At 54.0% G+C, this 21,628-nt stretch carries 21 protein-coding genes; 10 read left to right on the forward strand and 11 right to left on the reverse strand.

The features are described from left to right. Positions 1 to 43 precede the first annotated feature (43 nt). From GT003_RS30780 to GT003_RS30795, 4 genes are all read right to left on the reverse strand, one after another. Complete coding sequence (locus tag GT003_RS30780) at positions 44 to 505, reverse strand: DinB family protein (protein ID WP_161705286.1); 462 nt, start codon at positions 503 to 505, stop codon at positions 44 to 46. After that, entirely contained in the window at positions 502 to 1,650 is a 1,149-nt protein-coding gene (gene msrA / locus GT003_RS30785) for a peptide-methionine (S)-S-oxide reductase MsrA (RefSeq protein ID WP_161705288.1), read from the reverse strand. Before msrA ends, GT003_RS30780 begins: the two co-directional genes overlap by 4 nt. 427 nt (positions 1,651 to 2,077) lie before the next feature. Then, positions 2,078 to 2,740 carry a response regulator gene (locus GT003_RS30790; RefSeq protein ID WP_161705291.1) on the reverse strand — a complete coding sequence of 221 codons (663 nt, stop codon included), beginning with the start codon at positions 2,738 to 2,740 and terminating at the stop codon, positions 2,078 to 2,080. A gap of 4 nt (positions 2,741 to 2,744) precedes the next feature. Further along, positions 2,745 to 3,998, reverse strand: a complete 1,254-nt coding sequence (locus tag GT003_RS30795; protein WP_239566175.1) for a sensor histidine kinase — start codon at positions 3,996 to 3,998, stop codon at positions 2,745 to 2,747. A gap of 298 nt (positions 3,999 to 4,296) precedes the next feature. Between GT003_RS30795 and GT003_RS30800 the strand changes: the two genes are divergently transcribed. The 5 genes from GT003_RS30800 (at position 4,297) to GT003_RS30820 (ending at position 9,653) form a co-directional block, all read left to right on the forward strand. Continuing rightward, positions 4,297 to 4,740: a MarR family winged helix-turn-helix transcriptional regulator gene (locus GT003_RS30800; RefSeq protein ID WP_161705294.1), complete on the forward strand. Its 444-nt coding sequence runs from the start codon at positions 4,297 to 4,299 to the stop codon at positions 4,738 to 4,740. Between the two features lie 137 nt (positions 4,741 to 4,877). Then, positions 4,878 to 5,627 (forward strand): SDR family NAD(P)-dependent oxidoreductase, encoded by a 750-nt coding sequence (locus GT003_RS30805; RefSeq protein WP_204798995.1) that lies wholly within the window; start codon positions 4,878 to 4,880, stop codon positions 5,625 to 5,627. 234 nt (positions 5,628 to 5,861) lie between these two features. Beyond that, on the forward strand, positions 5,862 to 7,340 hold the full coding sequence (locus GT003_RS30810) for a spore germination protein (RefSeq protein WP_161705300.1): 1,479 nt from the start codon (positions 5,862 to 5,864) through the stop codon (positions 7,338 to 7,340). Between the two features lie 32 nt (positions 7,341 to 7,372). Next, positions 7,373 to 8,527: a Ger(x)C family spore germination protein gene (locus GT003_RS30815; RefSeq protein WP_161705303.1), complete on the forward strand. Its 1,155-nt coding sequence runs from the start codon at positions 7,373 to 7,375 to the stop codon at positions 8,525 to 8,527. A 37-nt stretch (positions 8,528 to 8,564) separates the two neighbouring features. Continuing rightward, positions 8,565 to 9,653: a GerAB/ArcD/ProY family transporter gene (locus GT003_RS30820; RefSeq protein WP_161705305.1), complete on the forward strand. Its 1,089-nt coding sequence runs from the start codon at positions 8,565 to 8,567 to the stop codon at positions 9,651 to 9,653. An 85-nt stretch (positions 9,654 to 9,738) separates the two neighbouring features. Here GT003_RS30820 and GT003_RS30825 read toward each other — a convergent pair whose 3' ends face one another. Further along, the gene (locus GT003_RS30825; protein WP_338046044.1) at positions 9,739 to 10,092 is read right to left on the reverse strand and encodes a DoxX family protein; all 354 of its coding nucleotides are present in this window, start codon (positions 10,090 to 10,092) and stop codon (positions 9,739 to 9,741) included. A gap of 77 nt (positions 10,093 to 10,169) precedes the next feature. Then, complete coding sequence (locus tag GT003_RS30830) at positions 10,170 to 10,595, reverse strand: MarR family winged helix-turn-helix transcriptional regulator (RefSeq protein ID WP_161705344.1); 426 nt, start codon at positions 10,593 to 10,595, stop codon at positions 10,170 to 10,172. Between the two features lie 239 nt (positions 10,596 to 10,834). On the opposite strand from GT003_RS30830, the gene GT003_RS30835 reads away from it, so the two are divergent. From GT003_RS30835 to GT003_RS30855, 5 genes are all read left to right on the forward strand, one after another. Next, the gene (locus GT003_RS30835) at positions 10,835 to 12,124 is read left to right on the forward strand and encodes a galactokinase (protein ID WP_161705307.1); all 1,290 of its coding nucleotides are present in this window, start codon (positions 10,835 to 10,837) and stop codon (positions 12,122 to 12,124) included. A 247-nt stretch (positions 12,125 to 12,371) separates the two neighbouring features. Continuing rightward, entirely contained in the window at positions 12,372 to 12,545 is a 174-nt protein-coding gene (locus tag GT003_RS30840) for a LuxR C-terminal-related transcriptional regulator (protein ID WP_275589214.1), read from the forward strand. Between the two features lie 150 nt (positions 12,546 to 12,695). Further along, the gene (locus GT003_RS30845; RefSeq protein ID WP_161705311.1) at positions 12,696 to 12,854 is read left to right on the forward strand and encodes a hypothetical protein; all 159 of its coding nucleotides are present in this window, start codon (positions 12,696 to 12,698) and stop codon (positions 12,852 to 12,854) included. 126 nt (positions 12,855 to 12,980) lie between these two features. Then, positions 12,981 to 13,460, forward strand: coding sequence for a hypothetical protein (locus tag GT003_RS30850; RefSeq protein WP_161705313.1), 480 nt, complete (start codon positions 12,981 to 12,983; stop codon positions 13,458 to 13,460). Between the two features lie 89 nt (positions 13,461 to 13,549). Beyond that, entirely contained in the window at positions 13,550 to 13,969 is a 420-nt protein-coding gene (locus GT003_RS30855; RefSeq protein ID WP_161705316.1) for a DoxX family protein, read from the forward strand. A gap of 472 nt (positions 13,970 to 14,441) precedes the next feature. Here the strand turns inward: GT003_RS30855 and glmS are convergent, their stop codons facing one another. From glmS to GT003_RS30880, 5 genes are all read right to left on the reverse strand, one after another. Then, positions 14,442 to 16,274: a glutamine--fructose-6-phosphate transaminase (isomerizing) gene (gene glmS / locus GT003_RS30860; RefSeq protein ID WP_161705319.1), complete on the reverse strand. Its 1,833-nt coding sequence runs from the start codon at positions 16,272 to 16,274 to the stop codon at positions 14,442 to 14,444. Between the two features lie 821 nt (positions 16,275 to 17,095). Continuing rightward, the gene (gene glmM, locus GT003_RS30865; RefSeq protein ID WP_161705322.1) at positions 17,096 to 18,442 is read right to left on the reverse strand and encodes a phosphoglucosamine mutase; all 1,347 of its coding nucleotides are present in this window, start codon (positions 18,440 to 18,442) and stop codon (positions 17,096 to 17,098) included. A 19-nt stretch (positions 18,443 to 18,461) separates the two neighbouring features. Continuing rightward, the gene (locus GT003_RS30870; RefSeq protein WP_161705324.1) at positions 18,462 to 19,955 is read right to left on the reverse strand and encodes a CdaR family protein; all 1,494 of its coding nucleotides are present in this window, start codon (positions 19,953 to 19,955) and stop codon (positions 18,462 to 18,464) included. Continuing rightward, complete coding sequence (gene cdaA, locus GT003_RS30875; RefSeq protein ID WP_161705327.1) at positions 19,948 to 20,790, reverse strand: diadenylate cyclase CdaA; 843 nt, start codon at positions 20,788 to 20,790, stop codon at positions 19,948 to 19,950. The genes GT003_RS30870 and cdaA overlap by 8 nt, the downstream gene beginning before the upstream one ends. Positions 20,791 to 20,926: 136 nt before the next feature. After that, positions 20,927 to 21,556 carry a zf-HC2 domain-containing protein gene (locus GT003_RS30880; protein ID WP_161705329.1) on the reverse strand — a complete coding sequence of 210 codons (630 nt, stop codon included), beginning with the start codon at positions 21,554 to 21,556 and terminating at the stop codon, positions 20,927 to 20,929. Between the last annotated feature and the right edge of the window lie 72 nt (positions 21,557 to 21,628).

The raw sequence follows: 21,628 nt of genomic DNA on the forward strand, positions 1-21,628 counted from the left end.
ATTCCTGGCGCGAACAAACCTTGTTTTCTCGTACGAGAAGGACTTAGGACGATTTCAAAACCTTCAGTATCGCGGAGACGACGCCTATGTGTTGAAGCATATGCAGCACCGTGGAGACGATCAGCTCGTCGACCGTTTCCGCTTTGAGAAAGTTCGGCTTCACGGGCAGGTCCAGCTTGTCCTGCTGGGATTCGCGAATCATGAACCGCTGTTCTTGCAGCTGCGCGATCAAGAGCTCCCACGCAGGCGGTTCCTCCTGCCAGTCCGCGGGCTTCGTGCCGTACGCGAACAACGCCTGATACCGTTCCGGAAGCACCTTCGGTTGATTCGAGAGACCGAATACATGGAACTCGGTTACCGTGAGCACATGCCCGACATGCCAGTGAAGATGGTTATTAAACCCCTCGGGAATCACGCGGCGCTTGTCTTCCGGGCACTCCCCGAACAATCGAAGCAGGACGTCAAGCCGGCTGTCCAGCAGCTCGAATACAAATTCGTTTCTCATGATTGTCCATCCTCCTGAAAGCTCTTGGCATATTCGCCGTACCCTTGCCGTTCAAGCTGATCGGCAGGGATAAACCGCAAGGACGCTGAATTCGTGCAGAACCGCAGTCCCGTCGGCTCGGGTCCGTCATTATACACGTCGCCGAGGAAGGAGTCCGCGTATCGGCTTCTCACCTGCGTCGTGGACGAGGCGGAAGCGAACATCCCGCCGGCCTCGCGGTACACGATATTGCTCGGCTCGAGCGGTCTCGTAAAGCTCGCCCACCCCGTGCCCGCGTCGAATTGGTCCTTCGAGCTGAACAGCGGCTCGCCCGACACGATATCGACGTAGATGCCCGCTTTCTTGTTATCCCAGTATTCGTTATGGAACGGCTGCTCGTCCCTGTTATGCTGCGTGACGTCGTACTGAAGCGCCGTCAACGATTTCAGCCTTGCCGCTTTGTCGATATCCGCATACTTGCTTTCAAGTTTTTTCACGATGCGATCCTCTCCCCATACGCGATTCAGATAGGCATCCCGGCCGGAGCCGATGAGGTTGCTTTGGAAGCCGGCCGGATTCGTCTTGTAGAAATCCTGATGCTGATCCTCGGCTTTATAGAACGTCGCGGCGGGCAAAATGCCCGTCACGAGCGGTTTGGCGAATTTGCCTTGCGCGGCCAGCGCCGCTTTCGATGCTTCCGCCGAAGCTCGCTGCTCGTCGCTGCCGTAGAAGATAGCCGAACGGTACTCCGTGCCGCGGTCGCCGAATTGACCTTCCGCGTCGGTCGGGTCCGTGTTGCGCCAGAACACCTGGAGCAGCTCGTCGTACGTAATCCGATTCGGGTCGTATCGCACCTGCACCGCTTCGAGATGTCCCGTTCTGCCGGAAGACACTTTGGCGTAAGTAGGATCGGCCGTATGTCCGCCCGTATATCCCGTGACGACGCTCAGCACGCCGTCCAACCGTTCGAAAGGCTCTTCCTCGCTCCAAAAACAGCCTCCCGCAAATATCGCGGTCTTGAAGTTCGTGCCGGTAATTTGATCAAGCTGCGTTCGTAATCCCGACGCCTCCGCGGTCCCGCGCTCATGGGACGGAGCATACGCGGCATACAAGATCACGGCCGCCAAGCCGACGGGCAGCGCATAACGCTTCAGATTCAGTTTCATTCCCCTTCACCTCTGCGGAATCGATTAGGTTGCGTATGTCTTTCTTAATGGTTCAAGATTCTTAATCATTTAAGATGCTTAATAATTCAGGAAGCAGTTGATTTCAAAAAAAGATCCGACGACAAGCACAGCGAGCAGAGACACCGTCACGATCCGCAGCTTGAAGCTGGTTTTGTTCTCCGTCATTACGTCCACTCTCCTTTTGCGATTATGGCCTTGCCGGAGGTTTCTGGTGCTCGTCCTCCTCGTTTCTTTGCTCTTTGATCTTAACAAAGAACGCAGGGGAGCAAATCTGGTGAACGTCATGAGTTCACGCCAAAAAAGGCACTACTTCCGGGCATTCGTCATGATCGAGATCATGCCCTATGCCAAAAGTAATGCCTGCTGCATCGGATGAGAAGAACGAATCTCAGATCGAACTCGAAACTCAGATCGAAAAACGAACCGCGAATAACGCGGCTTGCGTTCTGTCGCGCAGCCCAAGCTTCGCGATCAGATTGGAAACATGGTTCTTCGCCGTGCCTTCCGTTATCGACAGCGATTCCGCAATATCCTTGTTGTTGAACCCTTGTCCCAACAAGGAAAGGATTTCTCGCTCCCGGTCGGTCAGCGCCGTTAATCCTTCTGGCGCTTCCGTGCTTGCTAGACGCGCCTTATCCGGATTCCATTCCGACATTTTTTTCATTTCCCGCATCAGCACTTCCGTTATCTCGGGTTGGAGCACGGTGCCTCCGTTGTACACCGTATGGATCGCGCTTACGATCGCCTCCGCCGGCAGATCCTTCAATAGATAGCCATGGACGCCTTTCTCCAACACGTTCAAGATAAGCTCCGCGTCATCGAACGTGGTCAGAATCAACACCTTCGTGTCCGGCGCGTGCTTGAGAATGAGCTCGGCTCCTTCCACGCCGTCCATCCCCGGCATTCGAATGTCCATCAGCACCACGTCCGGCCGCTTCTCGAGCGCTTGGGAATAAGCATCCCTTCCGTCCACTGCCGTACCGATGACTTCCATGCCCGCTTCCAAGCCGATGATGGTGGCGAGTCCCTCTCGCATAAGCCGTTGATCGTCAACGATTAGAATTTTCAATTGCTTACCGCTCCATTTCCGCCACGGAATACGGGAAATTGACTTCAACGGCAAAGCCCCTTCGCCGATCCGCCCCAACCTGCACTTCCCCGTTCCACTCTCTGACTCGTTCTTGCAAATTAATAATGCCGAACCCCGGCTTGAATGCGGCAGGCACCTCGCCGTCATTGCGGATGCGCAGCGAAAATCCGCGCTCGGAATAGGCGAGCTGGATCTCCGCCGTTCTGGCGTGTCCGTGTTTCTGGGCATTCGTAAGCGATTCCTGCGCGATCCGATAGGCGGTCAATTGAAGCTCGCCCGGCAGGGCGACCGGCGTTCCGTCCACCTCGACCGTCGTCTGCACCTCGGCCCATTTGCTGAATTCCCGGGCCAGCTGTTCAAGCCGATCGCCCAAGGAGGCGGTCTTGACCGGTTCATCCCGAATCGCCCTGACCGAGAGCCGAATCTCTTGCAGCGAATCGCGGATTAATTGCTCGCACGCCAAATAAGTTTGCGCGCTTCGCTCCGCATCCACCTGGCTCAGCTTGCGCGCCGCCTGCATCTGAACCAGCAAAGCCGTCAGTTTATGGCCTGCGCTGTCGTGAATGTCCCGCGCGATCCGCACCCTTTCCTTGGCTGCTCCCCATTCCTCCGTCTGGAGCGCGTACTCCTGCAGCTTTGCATGGGAGGCCATCAATTCCGCGTACAACTCCATCGTATGTTGGCGCGCGCCCCGATAGAAATTCACCAATGCGCTAACGATACCGGCGAAAACAATAAACGAACCGGTCGTAAAATAACCGACTTCGTCAAAGTCCCGGTATACGTACCAATCGATGCCGCCCATCGTGACCACGTATAGGACCAGCAGCAGCAAACAAGTCAGGATGAGCGTCCGGGTCTTCTTCACGAACATGAATATGGCTAAAGCCGTAATTCCGATAAAGAGATGATTGGGGAAATCCCCCCCGATATAAACGTAACCGTACGAAGCGGACACCAGGAAATCGATGATCAGCAGGTGAAACAGCCAATTTTGCCTCTTGTTCCAATCGAAGTAGACGAAACCGACGAACAGGAATGCCGCTAACGAGAAGAGTACGAAGCTAAGTCTCCAGAAAAACGATATCGAATGTTCAAAATAAAAAATACCCGTCAAAGCGAGATCAAACGCAAACTTCAATCCGAAAAGCCATTTCCAAACAACGGGACTCCATCTTCTTCCATAGGCGTCTTCCTTGTCGGCGGTTGTATGCATAGGTCCTCGATTTCTCTCCATGAGTGTCTTCCTTCTATATTGTTCTGCATGCATTCCATCTTCCGCTCAGCGCTGCTTACCCGCTCCGGACCTTCGGAGAAAAAATGCCATCTTAAACTTACCATGACGGTTTTCACAAAATCAAACATTCGACAACGATGGCGACTGATGGCTCGCGGCAAGTACCTTCGTGCATCGGTTCAAACGACCGCTTGACAAGACCTCGTCTTGCTGTTAATCTTCGAATAGTTAATTAATTAACTGTGTGTTTTCAACCTACATCCACCGCGATTCTCAGCTTCGCGACCTAGGAGGTTTTATGACCGAGAAATGGAGCCCGTTCGAACGACCCGTCCTATCGGTCGATGTGTTTCTAAGTTTGTATAAGACCAATCATCATCTGGTCCAACAATTAGAAGAGCAGCTGGCAAGCTTCGATCTGACGCTCGGCCGATGGTGCCTGCTGGTGGCCCTCCGCTCCGGCAGCAGAGCAATGCTTCCCTCCGAACTCAGCGACGATCTTGCGGTAACGAGAGCGAATATCAGCAACTTGTTGAATTCGTTGGAGAATTCAGGCCGGATTCTACGGGAATTCGATCCTACGAACAGGAGAAGAATCCTGGTCCGTCTAACGCCCGCAGGTCATCAGCTGATATCCGACGTCTGGCCTGTCTATGAGGAGACGATCGCACGAACCGTCGGCGAGAAGCTTACCGATCAGGAACAAGCACAGCTGAAAGGTCTGTTGAAAAAGTTGTTTTAGCCCCTAGTCCGATGCCCCTTCGAGAAAGGGCATCACTTGACTTTTGATTAATCAATTAATTATTAACTAGATAATTTAAGCCAAAGCTTACCGCATTCAGGGAACTCATTCGATAACCTTTAAAGGAGATGTTAGTTATGACGTACACAGACAAGGTTGCTATTATCACGGGCGGCGGCGCCGGTATCGGACTGGCCGCGGCTCAACTGCTCGCTTCCAAGGGAGCGAAGGTGCTCATTACCGGACGCAGAACGAACGTGCTGGATAAGATTGCCGCCAGCCATCCGGACATCGAAGGCTTTACTGCGGATGCCTCCGATCCGGAGGCGGCTGCCCGGACGGTCGCCGCTGCCATCGAGCGCTGGGGCCGCCTCGATATCGTAATCAACAATGCCGGCAGCGGCGCCATCCAGCCGCTCGCGACCGCGAACGCGCAGGCGATCAATGATATTTTCGCCGTGAATGTCACTGCGCCCACGCTGCTTGCCGCCGCCGCTCTTCCGTATCTGGAGGCGTCCAAGGGCACGATCATCAACATCTCCAGTACCTTCGGAAGCAAGGCGGGTGCGGGACTGTCGCTTTATTCGGCGAGCAAGGCAGCCATGGAACAACTGACGCGCTGCTGGGCGCTCGAGCTCGCCCCGAAGGGCATTCGCGTCAACGCGATTGCATCCGGACCGGTCGAATCGGACTTCCTTCGCGAACGCATGGGACTCTCCGACGAACAGATCGCCGCGGTCAAGGAGCAGGAGGTTCAAGCCATTCCGCTCGGACGCAGAGGCGTGCCGGACGACGTGGCGCGCTGGATCGTTCACCTCGCCGATCCGGAGGCAAGCTGGATCACGGGTCAAGTCATCCCGGTCGACGGCGGACTTACGATCGCTTGACGCCGCGTCTTCTTCCTTCCTCCTTCCTTGAACGCTTCGCAATAAATAACGGGATAGAGCAGCCTGCCGCTCTGTCCCGATTTGCTTTGTCCCGTTTGCTTTGTCCCGGTTTCCCTTGCTTCTGGCCACTACTCTTCCAAAAACCAGCGCCACCGCCATCAAGTGTAGCGAACCAAAAGTTGGGGCATAGTATCAACACATCCAAAATCATTCCAGCGGCAGGAGCCTAATTGCATGCCTTCCAATGAAAGCTTCACCTCCAATGAACGCCCCAGCTTGCAAGAGGATCCGGTTCGCAGGGTCGGTCCGGACCTTGGGGAGAACGAACAAACACTTCAAGCCATCTTCGAGCTATGCTCCGATGTCGTGTTCCGCAGCGTAGCCTTGCAAGATAACGCCAAACTTCTGCTGGTATACGTCGACGGCATGATCGATAAAGACGTTGTGCAGTCCAGTATTTTGAGGCCCTTGATCTATGACGGACTTCCCCAGGGACTCCGGACATTGGACAGCTTGGCCCAAATGTGCGATCTGCAGCTTGTTGCGGCGCTGCGGACCAGTCGGGTAACCGCGTTCGAAGAAGCCGCAGATGCTATTCTTCAAGGAAGCGTGGCCTTCTTGGCGGAAGACGAAGACTCCATTCTCCTGGCCGATGTGTCGCAATACGAAACCCGCGCCATCGAAGAGCCTTCGACGGAAGCGACGCTGCGCGGAACCCGGGAAAGCTTTACCGAGCAGCTGCGGACGAATACGACCATGCTAAGGCGGATCATCACGACGCCGAAACTCAAAATGGAAACGTTCCAGGTCGGCAAATTGACGAAAACCGAGGTCGTTCTCTCCTATATCGACGGTATTGCCGCTCCTGGCTTGATCGATCAAGTCCGGTCGAGAATCTCGGCGATCGATATCCCGAGCGTCTTGGAATCCGGCTATATCGAAGAATATGTCGAAGACACCAACTATTCGCCTTTTCCGCAAATGCAGAGCACCGAACGGGCCGATGTCGTGTCCGCGGGACTGCTGGAAGGGAGAATCGCCATCTTCATTAGCGGCACTCCGATCGTTCTTGTCGCCCCCATGACCTTCTGGGACGGACTACAGGCCCCGGACGATTACTACGAACGTTTCCTGTATGTCACTATGAACCGATGGATCCGGTATATCTTTTCGCTCTTCTCCCTTCTGTTTCCGTCCATCTATATCGCGCTCACGACCTATCATCCGGAGATGATGCCGCCGAAACTGATGCTCAGCATTACGGGTCTCAGGGAGCAATCCCCTTTACCGACGGTCATCGAGGTCTTCCTGATGGAATTTATGTTCGAAGGCTTAAGGGAAGCGGGCATTCGCCTTCCGATGCAAATCGGTCCGCTCGTCAGTATCGTGGGAGCCTTGGTCATCGGTCAAGCGGCCGTTGCGGCAGGAATCATCTCGGCGCCGATCGTAATCGTCGTATCCGCGGCCGGCATTTCTTCTTTCGTCATCCCGCGTTACCGCTTTGGCTATCCTTTTCGAATGCTGAGGTTTCCGCTGCTGCTCCTGTCCGGATTATTCGGCCTGTTCGGCGTGGCGCTTGGATTGATCGTCATCCTATCGCATTTGATTCAATTGAGTCCCTTGGGATCTCCCTATCTGGAGCCTATCGCCCCGACGAAGAAAAACATGCTGCAGAACGTCTTTCTAAGAAAGCCGAGAAAACGTACGAGCTAACAGAAACACCTGAAGGTTAAGGTGGTTATTCAATGAAGAAAACGATGATCGTCCTTTGCTTCCTGCTGCTTTCTACCGTAACCGGCGGCTGCTGGAACCTTAGGGAGCCCAACCAGCTTGCGATCGTTATCGCTGCCGGGCTGGACGCGAGCGAAGACGGACGACTGAAGGTCAGCTCGCAGATCGCGATTCCTGCCGGTCTAAGCGCCGAGGATAGCAATGCCGGCAGGAATCGAAGCTTTGTCGTTGTGAGCGCTTATGGCAAGGACTTTATGGATGCGGGGCAAAACATTCAGACGCAGCTCTCCCGCACCTTGTTCTATGCCCATCGCCAGACGATTCTGATCGGCCAGCGAATGGCGCAAAACGGACTCGCGAAACACGGGATACACCGATATCTGGACATGATCGTCCGCAACCCGAAGTCGGAGATCCGATCGGTCATTTGGATCGTAAAGGACGGGGAGGCAAAAGATATCCTCGGGACGAAGCCCGTCTTTGACCCGCTGCTCAGTACGGCCCTAAGCAGTATCCAGATGTCGCTCGGAATGAAGCCTTATTACTATCGGGAATTTCTAGCGGATTCCTTGACGCACGGAGGCGCCATTCTATTGCCAGCCATCAGCCTCCAGCGCTCCAGCACCAAGTTCGTCTATACGGGGGCGGCCGTGCTGAATAAGGAAGCGGAACTTCGGCTCAGCGGATATTTAAATCCGCTTGAATCGTATTATGCGAATTGGATCACCGGACGGCAGAGAATGCTTACCGTTACCGCGCTTCAAAGTCAAGGCGCCGGCAGCAGCATCAGCATCCGGGTAAAGCCTCTGAAGCGTCACGTTAGCGTCTACAAGGACAAACAAGGCATGCGCGTCCATATCCGTTTGCACGGCAACGGAGACATCGTGGAAAATAATACGCTGCTGGACCCGTCGAACGCCAAGGATCTCCACATCATTCAAGACCAGTTAGGCAAGGTAGCGAATCAGGCTGTCGCCCACCTGATCGATAAAGCCCAGAAGCAATACAAGGTGGATTTTCTCGGAATCGGCGAGCACGTACACCGCAAGTATCCGCAAGAGTGGAAGTCATTGCAGAAGGACTGGAACGCTACGTTCGCCAAGCTTCCCATTACGGCGGAGGTCCACCTGCGCTACCAGGATCCGGGGCAAACGAATTCTTCGATGTGAGGCTGCTTGTGCATGGAGCACGGAAAGGACGGGAGCGATGAAACTAACGGGCTCGCAAATATTCTGGATCGTCGCAACCGCGGAGATTGTCATGGCTGTCTGGCTGCGGATCTCCCCTGCCGTGGAGATCGCCAAGCAGGATGCTTGGCTATCCATGCTGCTGGCCTGCATGTTGGGCGCGGTGATTACCTATTTGGTCGTCAAAGTCGGCCTGCGGCATCCCGGCAAAACCTTGGCCCAATTCAGTCAAGAGCTCCTGGGCGCATGGCTTGGAAAAATCGTGCTCCTACCCTATTTTGCGGCGTGGTTCATTCTATCCGGAGACGTGCTCCGTTCCTTCGTCGACTTCATCCATCTGGTCCTGTTGGACAAGACGCCGGTCTGGGTGTTGATGATCATGCTGCTTGGTGCTGCGGTTTATTTAACGGCAACGAGCGCGATAACGGGAATTGGGCGGTTTTGCGAGATCGTGGGTCCCGTGACGATCCTCACGCTGCTGCTCAGCTTCCTGCTGAATATATGGAATCTGAAGCGGAGTCATCTGCTGCCGGTCTTCGGCGATGCGAATCTGTCCGAAATCGCGAAGGCTTCCCTCGCTCCCGCCTCATTTCTGGCGGAATCGTTCATGCTGCTCGTCTTGCTGTCGTTTGCATCGAGTCCCAAACATATCATGAAAAGGTCTCTGACTAGCGTGCTGTTCACCGGAATCGTGGTCGCGATGTCAACGGTCATGGTGCTTCTGGTATTCGGTCCGTTGGTGGCCAAAGAACTACGATTCCCTTATTTCATGCTGGTTCGCTCGATTAACATCATGAATTTCATTCAAAACCTGGATATCCTGGTCATCTTCATCTGGATCTTCGGGGTGTTCGCCAAAATTTCGTTGTATCTCTTCATCACCAGCTACGAGATGGCGCAATGGCTCCGGATCAAGTCCTGGAAACGAATGATATGGTTCAGCGCTCCGGCCATCTTTCTGATTGCCATGTTTATTCCCGGCGAAGCAGCCATCCTAATGCTTCAGAAGCTGTGGGAAACCATCGTTATTCCGTTATGCGCGGTAGCGATTCCATTATGCCTGTGGATCGTGTCAGCCTTGAGAGGCAAAGCGGTCAAGACCGAATAATCCAGCCCATAGAGAACCCTCGTTTCCCGGGGCCGTTCGGCCAGAACCGCCGCAATTAGGCCGCCCATTAGAAGTCCGTTCGCCTTTACATGCTATAGCATATAATGGCGGCAGCATAAGCCAATACACTCAACACGATTGCGGGAATTGCCTTCTTAAACGGATCTCTTGCAATCACAAGCAGCATAAAGGCGGCAACCAGCATGGTCGAACCTAGCAGCAAGCCTGACAATACAGCCGTGATCGGGAACCAATAACCCGCAATCATGCCGATCGCCCCAACGATTTCGATGGCACCGGTCAACGAATTAAAGATAGGCGGGAGGCCGAGCTTTTTGAACTCGTTTGCCATTTTCCCGGAGATGATCGTGGTGCCCGTGAACAGAAAGAATATCCCCAACACGGCTTGAACGCTATGAATGAACGTCATCAATGGAATCACTCTCTTTCTTGAGATAATGAGGGTCGCGCTGCGCGTCAAAATTACATGCTATAGCATATATAATGCGTAAAGGATTAGTCCTCCTTTACGTTCAGATAGAGCTTATGAAGCGTGTCGTGAAGCAGCGCAAGTTCGGCCTGGCTTAGATTACGGGTCAACACCTCGTGCGCCTCCCGTACCACAGGCAGCAGGCTCGTCTTAAGCTGCATGCCTTTGGCGCTGAGAAACAGGTTATGGGAACGTCTGTCGTCGTTGTTTTGCACCCGCTTCACCATGTCTTTCTTCTCGAGCGAGGCGATCATCCTGACGACCGTGCTTTGATCCCTGTCGATCGCTTCGGCGATTTCCTTCTGCGTCAAGGCCCGATCGCCGTCAAGCACGCTGATGATTCCCCACTGTTCCGGCGTGACCGAATAAGGTTTTAGTTTTCGGATGAAGAAATTGGTTAGTTTCATATCGGTTCGATGGATCAGGAATCCGGTCAGATCGAATAATTCCATAGCGGGTTTCATTGCAGCCCTCCCGTGAATTTAGATACTCTTTTATTTACATGCTATAGCATATACTAATGCCTATTCTTGAAGTTGTCAACGAAGCATGCGTGATGTCGCTGATTCGACATGCTTTTCCTACCGACGATTTCATAAATATCCTATCTGCGAACGCTGCCTTTCGATACAATGGACATGATAATAACTAACTACTCCATAAACAGTTAGAAACAGGAGGAATTCTCAAGATGAACGATTCATTCGAACAACTATTCGCTTCGGCTCCGGTACGGCAGCTGCTGGACCAGATGTACGGCAGCGAGGAACGAGAGCAGCAGATCGATAGGTACCGGGGGTGCATGGAAGGATACGGTGCGCAATACGGAAACACGGCGTCGTTGAACTATTTCAGTGCTCCGGGGCGCACGGAGATCGGCGGCAATCATACGGACCATAACCATGGAAAGGTGCTGGCGGCCAGCATTCAGTTAGACACGATTGCGGCTGCGGCAGCCGTGGACACCGGAGTTATCTCCGTCATTTCCGAAGGGTATCCCGGCTTGTCGGTCATCCCGCTCGATGATTTGGAGCCTCAGTCGGGCGAAGGCGGGACGGCCGCTTTGATCCGCGGCATTGCCCACGGTTTCCGGCAGCACGGGTACCGAATCGGCGGGTTCCAGGCTTACGTCAGCAGCAACGTGCTCCCGGCTTCAGGACTGAGCTCCTCGGCCTCCTTCGAGATTCTGATCTGCCAGATCCTAAGCACGCTCTATAACGACGGAGCGATGGATGCGGTCATGATGTCGCGCATCGGCAAGCATGCCGAAAATCTGTATTGGAACAAACCGTCGGGAATGCTGGACCAGATGGCCTGCTCGCACGGCGGCTTGATCACCATCGACTTCAAGGAGCCGGCAAAGCCTCTGATCGAGCGAATCCCGGGTACCTTCGAGGAAGCAGGCTACAGCCTCGTCATCGTCGGCACCGGCGGTAACCATGCCGACCTGACGAAAGATTATGCATCGATTCCGAACGAGATGCGGGCGGTGGCGCAAGCTTTCGGCGTAGAGGTATGCCGCGATCTGACGGCGGAGATGATCTATGGCCGGCTCGCGGAACTCCGCGAAACTGCCGGCGATCGAGCCGTGCTGCGGGCGCTTCATTTCCTGGATGAGAATGACCGCGTCGGTCGGCAAGTGGAGGCCGTTAAGGCCGGCGAGTGGAAGGACGTGCTGAAGCATATTACCGCGTCGGGCAATTCCTCGTGGAAATGGCTGCAGAACATCCATCAAGAATCGGTGTCCCATGAACAAGGGATCGCGCTCACGCTCGCCATTACCGAACGTTTCATCGAGCGGCTGGGCGACGGTGCCTGCCGAGTCCACGGCGGCGGCTTTGCCGGCGTCATTCTGGCCGTTCTGCCGCATGCGGCCGTAGCGGAATACCGGGAACTGATCGCGCGTACGACCGGCACCGAGCTGTTCAAGATCCGCGTGCGCGAAGTCGGCGCGGTGTGCTTGAATTCGAGTTCGTATTGAATTAATTGTCCAGGCTCTGAACCAAGGCGCGAACGGCTGCCTGTTGAAGGACATGCCCTCGGATGCCATCGTCAGCGCCATCCATGCCATTCACGCCGGGGGCTTGGTGCTGCAGCCGAATATAACGGCCCGTATTCTCGTTTCGAGGAATGGAAGAAGAGCGTGACGATCGTTTCTACCGAAATCCCCGGTCCCGCTCGGGGTTTCGCGCGAATCGGCAGTCTGTCGGACCGAGAGACGTGATGTACTGCGGCTGCTCGGGCGTGGTTTGAACAGCCGGGAAAGCGCCGACGTGCTGACCATCACCGAAGGGAACGTCAAGAATTACGTGCCCAACGTCAACGCGAAGCTGGAATTGCGCGACCGTCTTGAGGTTGCGATCTTCGCTGTAAAGCATGGACTGGCCGCTTTCGAGGCATGACTTTCGGCATAGAAGTATGTCGGAAGAGAGAAAAGAGATGCTCAGGCATCTCTTTTTTGCTGCCTGCAATCTATCGTCCTGCAGATTCGCCTTGCCGCCGTCCTTGCTAAGCTTGATTAAAGAAGGCAAACGACAATAGGAACGTTGGATATGTTAAAACAATCGAAACGTATGATGATGGTGCCAATCGGCATCGGCAGGTTGCGGAGCGTTTGTACGCCCGCGGAAGCGGAGGACAAAGGCGCGTCCTCCACCAAGGCGTTATCGCAGTTTAAAGAAACCACCCATGACCGGATCGGCACTTGGTGACAGCTCCGCTGGTACTACACCCCGGAAAGCACGAAGATGAAATATAAAGTATCATTTTTTGATACATTCAGAAAATAGAATCAATCTTGTAAGAAACAAATACAAATCCACAAAGGAGAGAACAAAATGACTAACTACGCCATCAAAACAATCTCGGAAAACTACAAAATGACTGCTTTCGGTGTTTCACTTGAGGACTACAACGACTGGGCGGGTAATGCAGCAAAAACTGCAACGAAAAAAGCTGAAATTACTGAAAACAACAAGCTTGCTGAACTTCTCGCACTCGCGGACGGGCAAGAGTATCAAATCAATTACGTGATCGCCGGCAAGGCTTGGCGCGGCTTCGGCGTGATGGGCGAGTTCAACGTGGAGGGAGCGGACGTCCTCGATTTCCTCGCTGGCGACTACCTCGTCGTGCCTGGAACAAGCGCTGACAAAGAGCGCCTTGCTGACGAAATCACTGGCAAAGTATTCGGCGGCATGTTGCAAGGAATCACAGACCACAAGTACGTTGGATCTGGTAACTCAACATTTGTTAAAGCAGCTGAAAACGGTGAATTCTACGGCGAAATGTGGCTTCGTGTACACAAAGTCGAAGGCTAATTGCTGAATATAAGGAGATTTCACATGCCTATGGTAAAAAATAAGAAGAATGCCCAAACTTGAATCAACAATTATGAGGAGGAAACAAAATGAGTACGATTGGCGTGGAAATAACCGCGAAAGAACAAATCCAGCCCCGAGTTAAAATCACCGCATATTGGGTTACAACGGTACTGCTTGCATTCGTTGAGGGAAGCGGAGGAATTGGGGAACTAAGCCATCAATGGGGAACGCTCGATACAGTGGAGATAGTAGGGTATCCGGTATACTTTCTGACCATTATCGGGATTTGGAAAGTGCTTGGGACGTTAGCCATCCTCGTGCCGGGCTTTCTACGGCTTAAAGAATGGGCGTATGCAGGCATTTTCTTTGGAATGTCGGGCGCAGCGGCATCACATGCATTCGTGGGGGATTACGGAGCTTATGCGTACCATATTTGGAGCACTGTTGGTCTTGCACTCCTAGCTCTCGCCTCGTGGGCGCTACGTCCGAAGAGCCGTAAACTTTAAGGAGCTAATGAAATTAACAGCTGTCCTTCCTTATAAGGAGTTTTAATTCTGAGCGTTTCTAGACACTTAATGCTTTTAAATACTCCGAAACCCCCAATGCATTGCCTCCAGTTACAAACCTCCAAATACCTTCTTCCAGCCTGTAGACGATATGCCTCACTGGTGTCGCTTCGCTGCGGATGGGGACGGTTGCTGAAATTGGCTACAACGTTGACGACTTTTGGGTAGTTAAAATCAGCCCCTCACCGATCTCGTCGGCGCAATGATACAGACCGTGTCCACCTTTCCCCATATAAAAAAAGTCCCGATGACATTCAATCATCGGGACCAACTATGCGGCTCAATACTACAGACTGGTTCCACAGTTTCTTTAATGGCACCTTAGAATTTTAATGGGTTCCATACTTTCTTTAATGGTTCCATACATTTTTATCACTGCTGACCATCATCAGCTACAAGCTTTATGATAGGCCTACTCCACCGTGACGCTTTTCGCCAAATTCCGCGGTTTATCCACGTCATTGCCGCGCGCCAGAGACGCGAAGTAAGCAATCAGCTGCAGCGGTACAACGGACAGAGCCGGCGCAAGCAGAGGCAGCGTCTTCGGAATCGCGAACAGCTCGTCGACGGATTTGCCGACTTCTTCTTCCTGACCTTCGTTAACGAGGGCAAGGACATGCGCGCCGCGCGCTTTCACTTCTTTAATATTGCTCAACGTTTTCTCATACAGATCTTCCTGCGTAATGACCGAGATGACCGGAATGCCTTCTTCGATCAAGGCCAGCGTACCATGCTTCAGTTCGCCTGCCGCATACGCTTCGGAGTGAATGTACGAGATTTCCTTCAGCTTCAGCGATCCCTCCTGCGCAACGGCGAAGTCGACGCCGCGGCCGATGAAGAACAGGTTATTGTGCTTCGACAGGGATTCCGCTACCTGCTTCAACACTTCGGCGTGCTCCAGGATTCGCTCTACCTGCTCAGGCAACTCGCCCATGGCCGCAACGACTTCCGATACATACGCTGCATCGCGCGTGCCGATCGTATCCGCCAGAAACAATCCGAGCAGATAGAATGCGATGAGCTGCGACGTGTACGCTTTGGTCGATGCCACGGCGATCTCCGGGCCGGCCTGCGTAATCATGACATCGTCTGCTTCGCGGGCAACCGAGCTGCCGACGACGTTCGTAATCGCCAGCACGCGGGCCCCGCAGCGTTTCGCTTCGCGCAGCGCGGCGAGCGTATCCGCGGTTTCGCCGGATTGGCTGACGACAATCACGAGCGTATCCGGCGTGATAATCGGCGAACGGTAACGGTATTCGGATGCAACATCCGTCTCAACCGGAATGCGCGCCAAGTTCTCGATGACCGACTTGCCGACCAGACCCGCGTGGAACGCCGTTCCGCAAGCGACGATATGAACCTTGCGAATCCCACGAATCTGTTCAGCCGTCATGCCGATTTCCTTGAGAACGACGGATTTGCCGTCATCCGTAATACGTCCCATCATCGTGTTGCGATAAGCTTTCGGCTGCTCGTAAATTTCTTTCAACATAAAATGATCGAATCCGGCTTTTTCCGCCGTTTCCAAATCCCAATCGACATGGAATATTTCCTTGGAAATAAACCCGCCATCGATCGTCATCAATTCGACACTGTTCTGCGTCAGAATCGCCATTTCCCCGTCATTCAGGATGTATACGTCGCGCGTATGTTCCAGAATCGCCGGAATATCGGAGCCGATGAAGTTCTCGCCTTTGCCCACGCCGATAACGAGCGGACTGGCAAAACGCACGGCAACCAAGCGGTCCGGTTCGAATTCCGTCAACACGCCAAGCGCAAACGCGCCGCGCATCCGTTTAACCGCACGCTGTACGGCCTTCACGATGTCGCCATCATATTCGTCCGCGACGAGATGCGAGATGACCTCCGTATCCGTTTCCGATACGAATCGGCAGCCCTTCGCAACCAGCTCATCCTTCAAATCCAGGTAGTTCTCGATAATGCCGTTATGCACGACAGAGAACTTGTGCGTGTTGTCCGTGTGCGGATGAGAATTCACATCCGACGGCTTACCGTGCGTTGCCCAGCGCGTATGCCCGATGCCCACGGAGCCTTCCAACGGCCGACCGTCCAGTTTCTCCTCCAAGTTGGCTAGACGGCCGATCGACTTGCGTACTTCAAGTCCGTTCTTCGTGAATACGGCAATGCCGGCGGAGTCATAACCGCGATACTCCAGCTTCTTCAAGCCCTCGATCAAAATATCCTGCGAATCCCGTTTACCGATATATCCTACAATTCCACACATATGAATAGACCTCCGTTATCGAATGTATAGCGGTAACGGATGCCTTCGAATACCTGTCAAAGCATGGCGGCACAAAGCCGCACTATTCTCCGGCATCGATCCGCAAAAGTATAAAGACAATAAGAAATAAAGCGCAGCCTGCACATTCAAAAATCACCGGGCTGCTAAGCCATTGAAATATTTCGCATGCTTGCTGCCGTACGAAGAGAAGTCAGCCAACGTATGCACCGACTTTCAAATCCGTTTCTCCAGACCCTCATCCCTAAATCCAACCGTCAGAATCCAGCAGAAAACAAACAGCTGCTTGGAGCCGTTTACCTTCCATCGTTCTAGTCGCTCTGATGGCTGTTTTAGCGCAGACGGCTTCCGTTGCCGTCCCTCGCCTTCTTTACTATGAAGCATCCTGTCGACCTTTTGTCAGACCGGTCGCCCGGTCCATTTGAGAATCGACTTTCGGTTGAATGCAAAACCGGGAGGTCCCCGCCGAAATTTCGAACACCTCCACCTCGTCAGCTTGCCGTTCATTCAGCCGATTGTAGATCCGCATGGCCCGTTCCGAATTGGACCGCTGCAGCAGCTGCATGAATATGCACAAGCTCTGGCGCTTTGTGATGCTAATAACCGCTATCCTCGCTTTCCTGCTTGAATGTCACTACCTACTATATGCATTTTACGGGAATCGTGCAACCCAATCTTCAGGTAACCGTTTCCAACCGCTGTTAATCAGCAACTTTGAAATTTTACCAATAGCTCTCGGATCACGAGAAAAGCAACCCCGAGCATATGTTTATGCTTCTAGGGTTGCCTGTTGGGCCGCATATTTATTCCGTGCCAATCTCCGTGCGAACCGTATCCACGATTCGCGCCACGTAAGCCTCGACTTGATCCTTCTCAGGGCCTTCCGCCATGACGCGGACCAGCGATTCCGTACCGGAAGGACGCACGAGCACGCGCCCGTTGTCGCCCAGCTCCCGCTCCACATCGGCAATTACCGCGGCAATGGCCGGATTGGTCTTATAGGCATTTTTGTCCGCCACGCGCACATTGATCAGTACCTGCGGGTATTTGCGCATCAGCTTCTTCTGCTCGCCCAGCTTCTTGCCGGAAGCCACCAACGTGTCCGTCAATTGCAGCGCGGTCAAGATGCCGTCGCCAGTCGTATTGTAATCCAGGAAAATAACATGACCGGATTGCTCGCCGCCGAGATTGAAGCCGCCACGGCGCATCTCTTCCATGACATAGCGGTCGCCTACGGCCGTCTGCGCGGTGTTCAAGCCGATCTTCTGAGCTGCCTTGAAGAAGCCGATGTTGCTCATGACCGTCGTTACAATCGTATCATTCTTCAGCTTCCCATCCCGCTTCATCGCGTCGCCGCAGATGCAGAGAATATAGTCGCCGTCCACCTCTTCGCCGTTCTCGTCGATCGCGATCAGCCGATCCGCATCGCCGTCGAATGAAAGTCCCAGGTCAGCCCCGTGCTTCAAGACCTCTTCGCGCAAATACTCCGGATGGGTCGAACCGACGCCGTCGTTAATGTTCAGGCCATTCGGCTCGGCCCCGACCGTAATCACTTCCGCGCCAAGCTCGCGGAATACCGTCGGCGCAATGCTGTGCGCCGAGCCGTTCGCGCAGTCCAGCACGATCTTCAGCCCGTTGAAGGAATGGGATACCGTCGTCTTCAGAAAATCCATGAAGACGCGTTTCGCCGTTTCATCCACCGTGACCGTCCCGATGTCGCCGCCTTCCGGGCGCGGCAGTTCGTCGACTTCCGCATCCATCAAGCGCTCGATCTCGTTCTCCGTATCGTCGGAGAGCTTGAAACCGTCGCCGCCGAAGAACTTAATGCCGTTGTCTTCGACCGGATTATGCGAAGCGGAGATCATAACGCCCGCATCCGCGCCGAGAACACGCGTCAGATAGGCTACGGCCGGCGTCGACACGACGCCGATCCGCACGACGCTTGCGCCGATCGAGAGCAGGCCCGCAATAAGCGAAGCCTCCAGCATAGGTCCCGAAATCCGGGTATCCAGTCCAATTACGACTTTTGGCTTATCTGCCTGCCCGGCGAGCACGTAACCGCCGCAGCGTCCGATTTTATAAGCAAGCTCAGGCGTAAGCTCACGGTTTGCGACACCGCGGACACCGTCCGTCCCAAAATATTTTCCCATGGTTGTAGTTCCCCTTTGATTATTGATTTCCGTTCACTGGTTGATTGTTTTTCGTGGTATCCGGACTCTCGTCGACGCCCTCATTGCCCGGCTTCTGCTCAGCGCCGGCATTGGAGCCGGCTCCCGTTCCCGTTCCCGCGGTGCCCGATGGATTATTACCGCTGTTGCTTCCGTTCGTGCTTCCGCCAGTCACGGCCCCTGAATCCGCATCGGGCTCGGTATCCGTTTGTCCGTTTGCCGGCAAGCTGCCGTCAGGCGTGTCGGTCGTAGCCGGTGCCGTGCCATCCGTAATCGTGACCGTAATGCTCAGCGAAGCGCCGGCCGCTTGGTCAATGAACCGCGGCACATGCATGGCCAGCGGCACGACGTGGCTGCCTGGACCAAGCCCGCTCAAATCCGCGACGAGCTGCACATCCTTCGTGCCGATCTGCGCCAGCATGTTCGGCGCGCCGCTGATCGAAGCATCGACGCGGCCATCCTCCGGAAGCGCGATTTGCGCCTTCAGCCCTTCGGATAACCCGATCATCGTAACCGGCAGCTTCGGAAGCACCTTCGTTTCCGCGGATACGATCGTAAAGTCGAATGTTACCGTCGCCGGATCTACCGTTGCGATATCTTTTCCGGGTTCGACATTGAGCTCCATCGTACCCGATTGTTTCACTTGCGACAAGTCTATCGTCAATCCATCATAAAAATCATACTTATCGAGCACGTCCTGCGGCCCATAAATCGTGATCGCGTCCACGCTTTGTTTGAACGACGCAACCGCCAGGCCTTGCGGCAGACTTCCCTTGAAGCTGACCTGCAATGGAAGCTTCTTGAATGGTTTCGTAATCGGAATTTCCACCTCGACGACGTTGGGACTAATGATGGCATCCGTGAGCTCGTTCCCGTTCTTGTCCAGTGCCGTGAGCTTCAGTTTCTTGTCGCTGACGGTTTCCTCCTCGCCGTCTACGGACACCGTTGCGCCGACGAATGCCACCTCGTTCATCTCGTCCTCCGGCAGCGTGACATGTACGCGGCCGTTTGGCTTGACGAGCGGTTGACCAAGCTTATACCCTTTGCCCGGCGTCCCTTCGGCATTGATTTGAACCTCGAATTCCTTCGTCAGCAGCCGCTCCAGCACGACCGTTACATTGCTCGGTTGCGCTTCGATGAGCTCGAGTCCCCGCGGCAGGTTGACCTTAACGGGAAGCACCATCCTGCCCTCGCTGGCCTTGCTCAGATCGACCGTAACCTGATAATCATTGTTATGCGAAGCAATCAGCAAATCAGACCGCGATCCGCGAACCGTCAGATGCACAACCTCGGGATCAAGCAGGCGCAGCGCATAATTCTTATCGTCCATGCCGATCGGCTTGATCTGCACGCCGTCGATGTCGCGCGTTTCGGTCAGCGTCGACACCGTATTCGGCGTTTCCTCGGAATCGAAATGAACGACCGCCCACATGAGGATCCCGATCAGCAGGGAGATGATCTTGAGCGCCGTGGGATGATTGAGCCATTTATCCATGTTCGTTCCCTCCTTTCCGTTTCCAGAAAGGTATCTTCACGCCGCCTTGCCGCTCGCGCGTCTTGGGCTTCGGATTCAGCTCCTCGTACAGCTTCGAGATCAGCGATTCTTCTTTAATGTCGCGAACGATCATTCCGCCGACCGCAAGGGAGATTTGCCCCGTCTCCTCCGAAACGATGACCGATACGGCATCCGACACCTCCGTAATCCCGATCGCAGCCCGGTGGCGCGTGCCCAGCTCCTTGCTGATGAACGGATTCTCGGACAAGGGCAAATAACATCCGGCCGCCTTGATTTGGTTGCCTCCAATGATGACGGCCCCGTCGTGCAGCGGCGTATTCGGAATGAAAATATTAATGACCAGCTCCGAGCTGACCATGGATTCCATCCGAATGCCGGACTCCGTATAATCCTGAAGTCCGGTCGTCCGCTCGAATACGATCAACGCCCCGATTTTCCGCTTGGCCATGTAATTCAGCGCCTTAATGATCGCGTTGATCCGATCGCTGATATCCGGGTCGACGACAGACGTGCGGCTGAACAATTTGCCACGCCCCAGCTGCTCCAGCGCCCGGCGAAGCTCCGGCTGAAAGATGACGAGCACTGCGAACACGCCGAGCGTGAACATTTGGTTCATCAGCCACTTGAGCGTATACAGGTCGAACCAAGTGCTGATCGCCCACGTCACCACGAGAACGATTATCCCTTTGAAGAGCTGTACCGCCTTCGTGCCGCGAACCAGTATGATGAGTTTGTAAATAATATAGCTAACGACGGAAATATCGATAATATCCTTGATTAAGACCGTCCATGTCATATCGTCAAAGTAGTTCATACGTCAACCCCCAAAGACCTAACGTGCGTACACATTAATCCTTTTATCGGCATTCTAACCTTATTATTTTCTAGAAACGGGGTTGCAAATCCTCTTTCCTTCACAAAAAAACCTCCCGCGTAAGGGAGGCAGAACATCAATAGGCCAAACTGCTGATGGAAGTCGTAACTTTGTACCAAAACCAGTCCAGCGCCTGGTCAATCTGCTTCACTTCTCCTGAGATATGTGCAGTGGAGGCTTCGTACAGCGTTCCTGAGATAACCGTAACATCCCCATCCACTTCGCCGAGTACGTTTGCTTTTCCGTTTTCGACCGTCAGATCGCCATTGATATGTGCGCCCGCAGGCACGGTAACGGTATCGCCTTGGATGACGACTTCCGCCAAATCAGGTCCCCGAACTGCCAATTCGCTGTCTTGCTGCCACATCGCCAGAAAACTGGAGAACATCACAAGCACGAACACGGCGGCAACCGAGACGGCCGGGTGATTCCGGACCCATCTTGCGAAGCCGGTCCCTGTTCTGCGGCGCTTGACCGGCAGAGCGGACATGATACGCTGCGTCAACTGCGAGGATTGTTCGGCCGTAACGACGAAGTGCGTGTCCATCATCCTGTGCGTGAGCGCTTCCGTCTGTTCCAGCTGTTCCATTCGGATGCGGCATTCCGGGCAAGAAGCAAGATGCTCCTTAAGCTCTGCAAGATCTTGATGGGGCAGCTCGTCGTCCAAGTAATCATGCATCAACATGATGGCGACGTTGCAATTCATAGCAGCCAGTCCTTTCTTCGTTGTAATTTCACAGTAGTATTCGATACGTATGAAAGAAGCAGATGTTTCACT

Origin of the sequence: Paenibacillus sacheonensis, assembly GCF_009909195.1 — a bacterium.
GTDB lineage: Bacteria > Bacillota > Bacilli > Paenibacillales > Paenibacillaceae > Paenibacillus_Z > Paenibacillus_Z sacheonensis.

Coding starts and splice junctions, on each gene's coding strand:
- GT003_RS30780 (WP_161705286.1), bottom strand. CDS start 505: ATGAGAAACGAATTTGTATTCGAGCTGCTGGACAGCCGGCTTGACGTC.
- msrA (WP_161705288.1), bottom strand. CDS start 1,650: ATGAAACTGAATCTGAAGCGTTATGCGCTGCCCGTCGGCTTGGCGGCC.
- GT003_RS30795 (WP_239566175.1), bottom strand. CDS start 3,998: ATGGAGAGAAATCGAGGACCTATGCATACAACCGCCGACAAGGAAGAC.
- GT003_RS30800 (WP_161705294.1), top strand. CDS start 4,297: ATGACCGAGAAATGGAGCCCGTTCGAACGACCCGTCCTATCGGTCGAT.
- GT003_RS30805 (WP_204798995.1), top strand. CDS start 4,878: ATGACGTACACAGACAAGGTTGCTATTATCACGGGCGGCGGCGCCGGT.
- GT003_RS30810 (WP_161705300.1), top strand. CDS start 5,862: ATGCCTTCCAATGAAAGCTTCACCTCCAATGAACGCCCCAGCTTGCAA.
- GT003_RS30815 (WP_161705303.1), top strand. CDS start 7,373: ATGAAGAAAACGATGATCGTCCTTTGCTTCCTGCTGCTTTCTACCGTA.
- GT003_RS30820 (WP_161705305.1), top strand. CDS start 8,565: ATGAAACTAACGGGCTCGCAAATATTCTGGATCGTCGCAACCGCGGAG.
- GT003_RS30830 (WP_161705344.1), bottom strand. CDS start 10,595: ATGGAATTATTCGATCTGACCGGATTCCTGATCCATCGAACCGATATG.
- GT003_RS30835 (WP_161705307.1), top strand. CDS start 10,835: ATGAACGATTCATTCGAACAACTATTCGCTTCGGCTCCGGTACGGCAG.
- GT003_RS30845 (WP_161705311.1), top strand. CDS start 12,696: ATGTTAAAACAATCGAAACGTATGATGATGGTGCCAATCGGCATCGGC.
- GT003_RS30850 (WP_161705313.1), top strand. CDS start 12,981: ATGACTAACTACGCCATCAAAACAATCTCGGAAAACTACAAAATGACT.
- GT003_RS30855 (WP_161705316.1), top strand. CDS start 13,550: ATGAGTACGATTGGCGTGGAAATAACCGCGAAAGAACAAATCCAGCCC.
- glmS (WP_161705319.1), bottom strand. CDS start 16,274: ATGTGTGGAATTGTAGGATATATCGGTAAACGGGATTCGCAGGATATT.
- glmM (WP_161705322.1), bottom strand. CDS start 18,442: ATGGGAAAATATTTTGGGACGGACGGTGTCCGCGGTGTCGCAAACCGT.
- GT003_RS30870 (WP_161705324.1), bottom strand. CDS start 19,955: ATGGATAAATGGCTCAATCATCCCACGGCGCTCAAGATCATCTCCCTG.
- cdaA (WP_161705327.1), bottom strand. CDS start 20,790: ATGAACTACTTTGACGATATGACATGGACGGTCTTAATCAAGGATATT.
- GT003_RS30880 (WP_161705329.1), bottom strand. CDS start 21,556: ATGAATTGCAACGTCGCCATCATGTTGATGCATGATTACTTGGACGAC.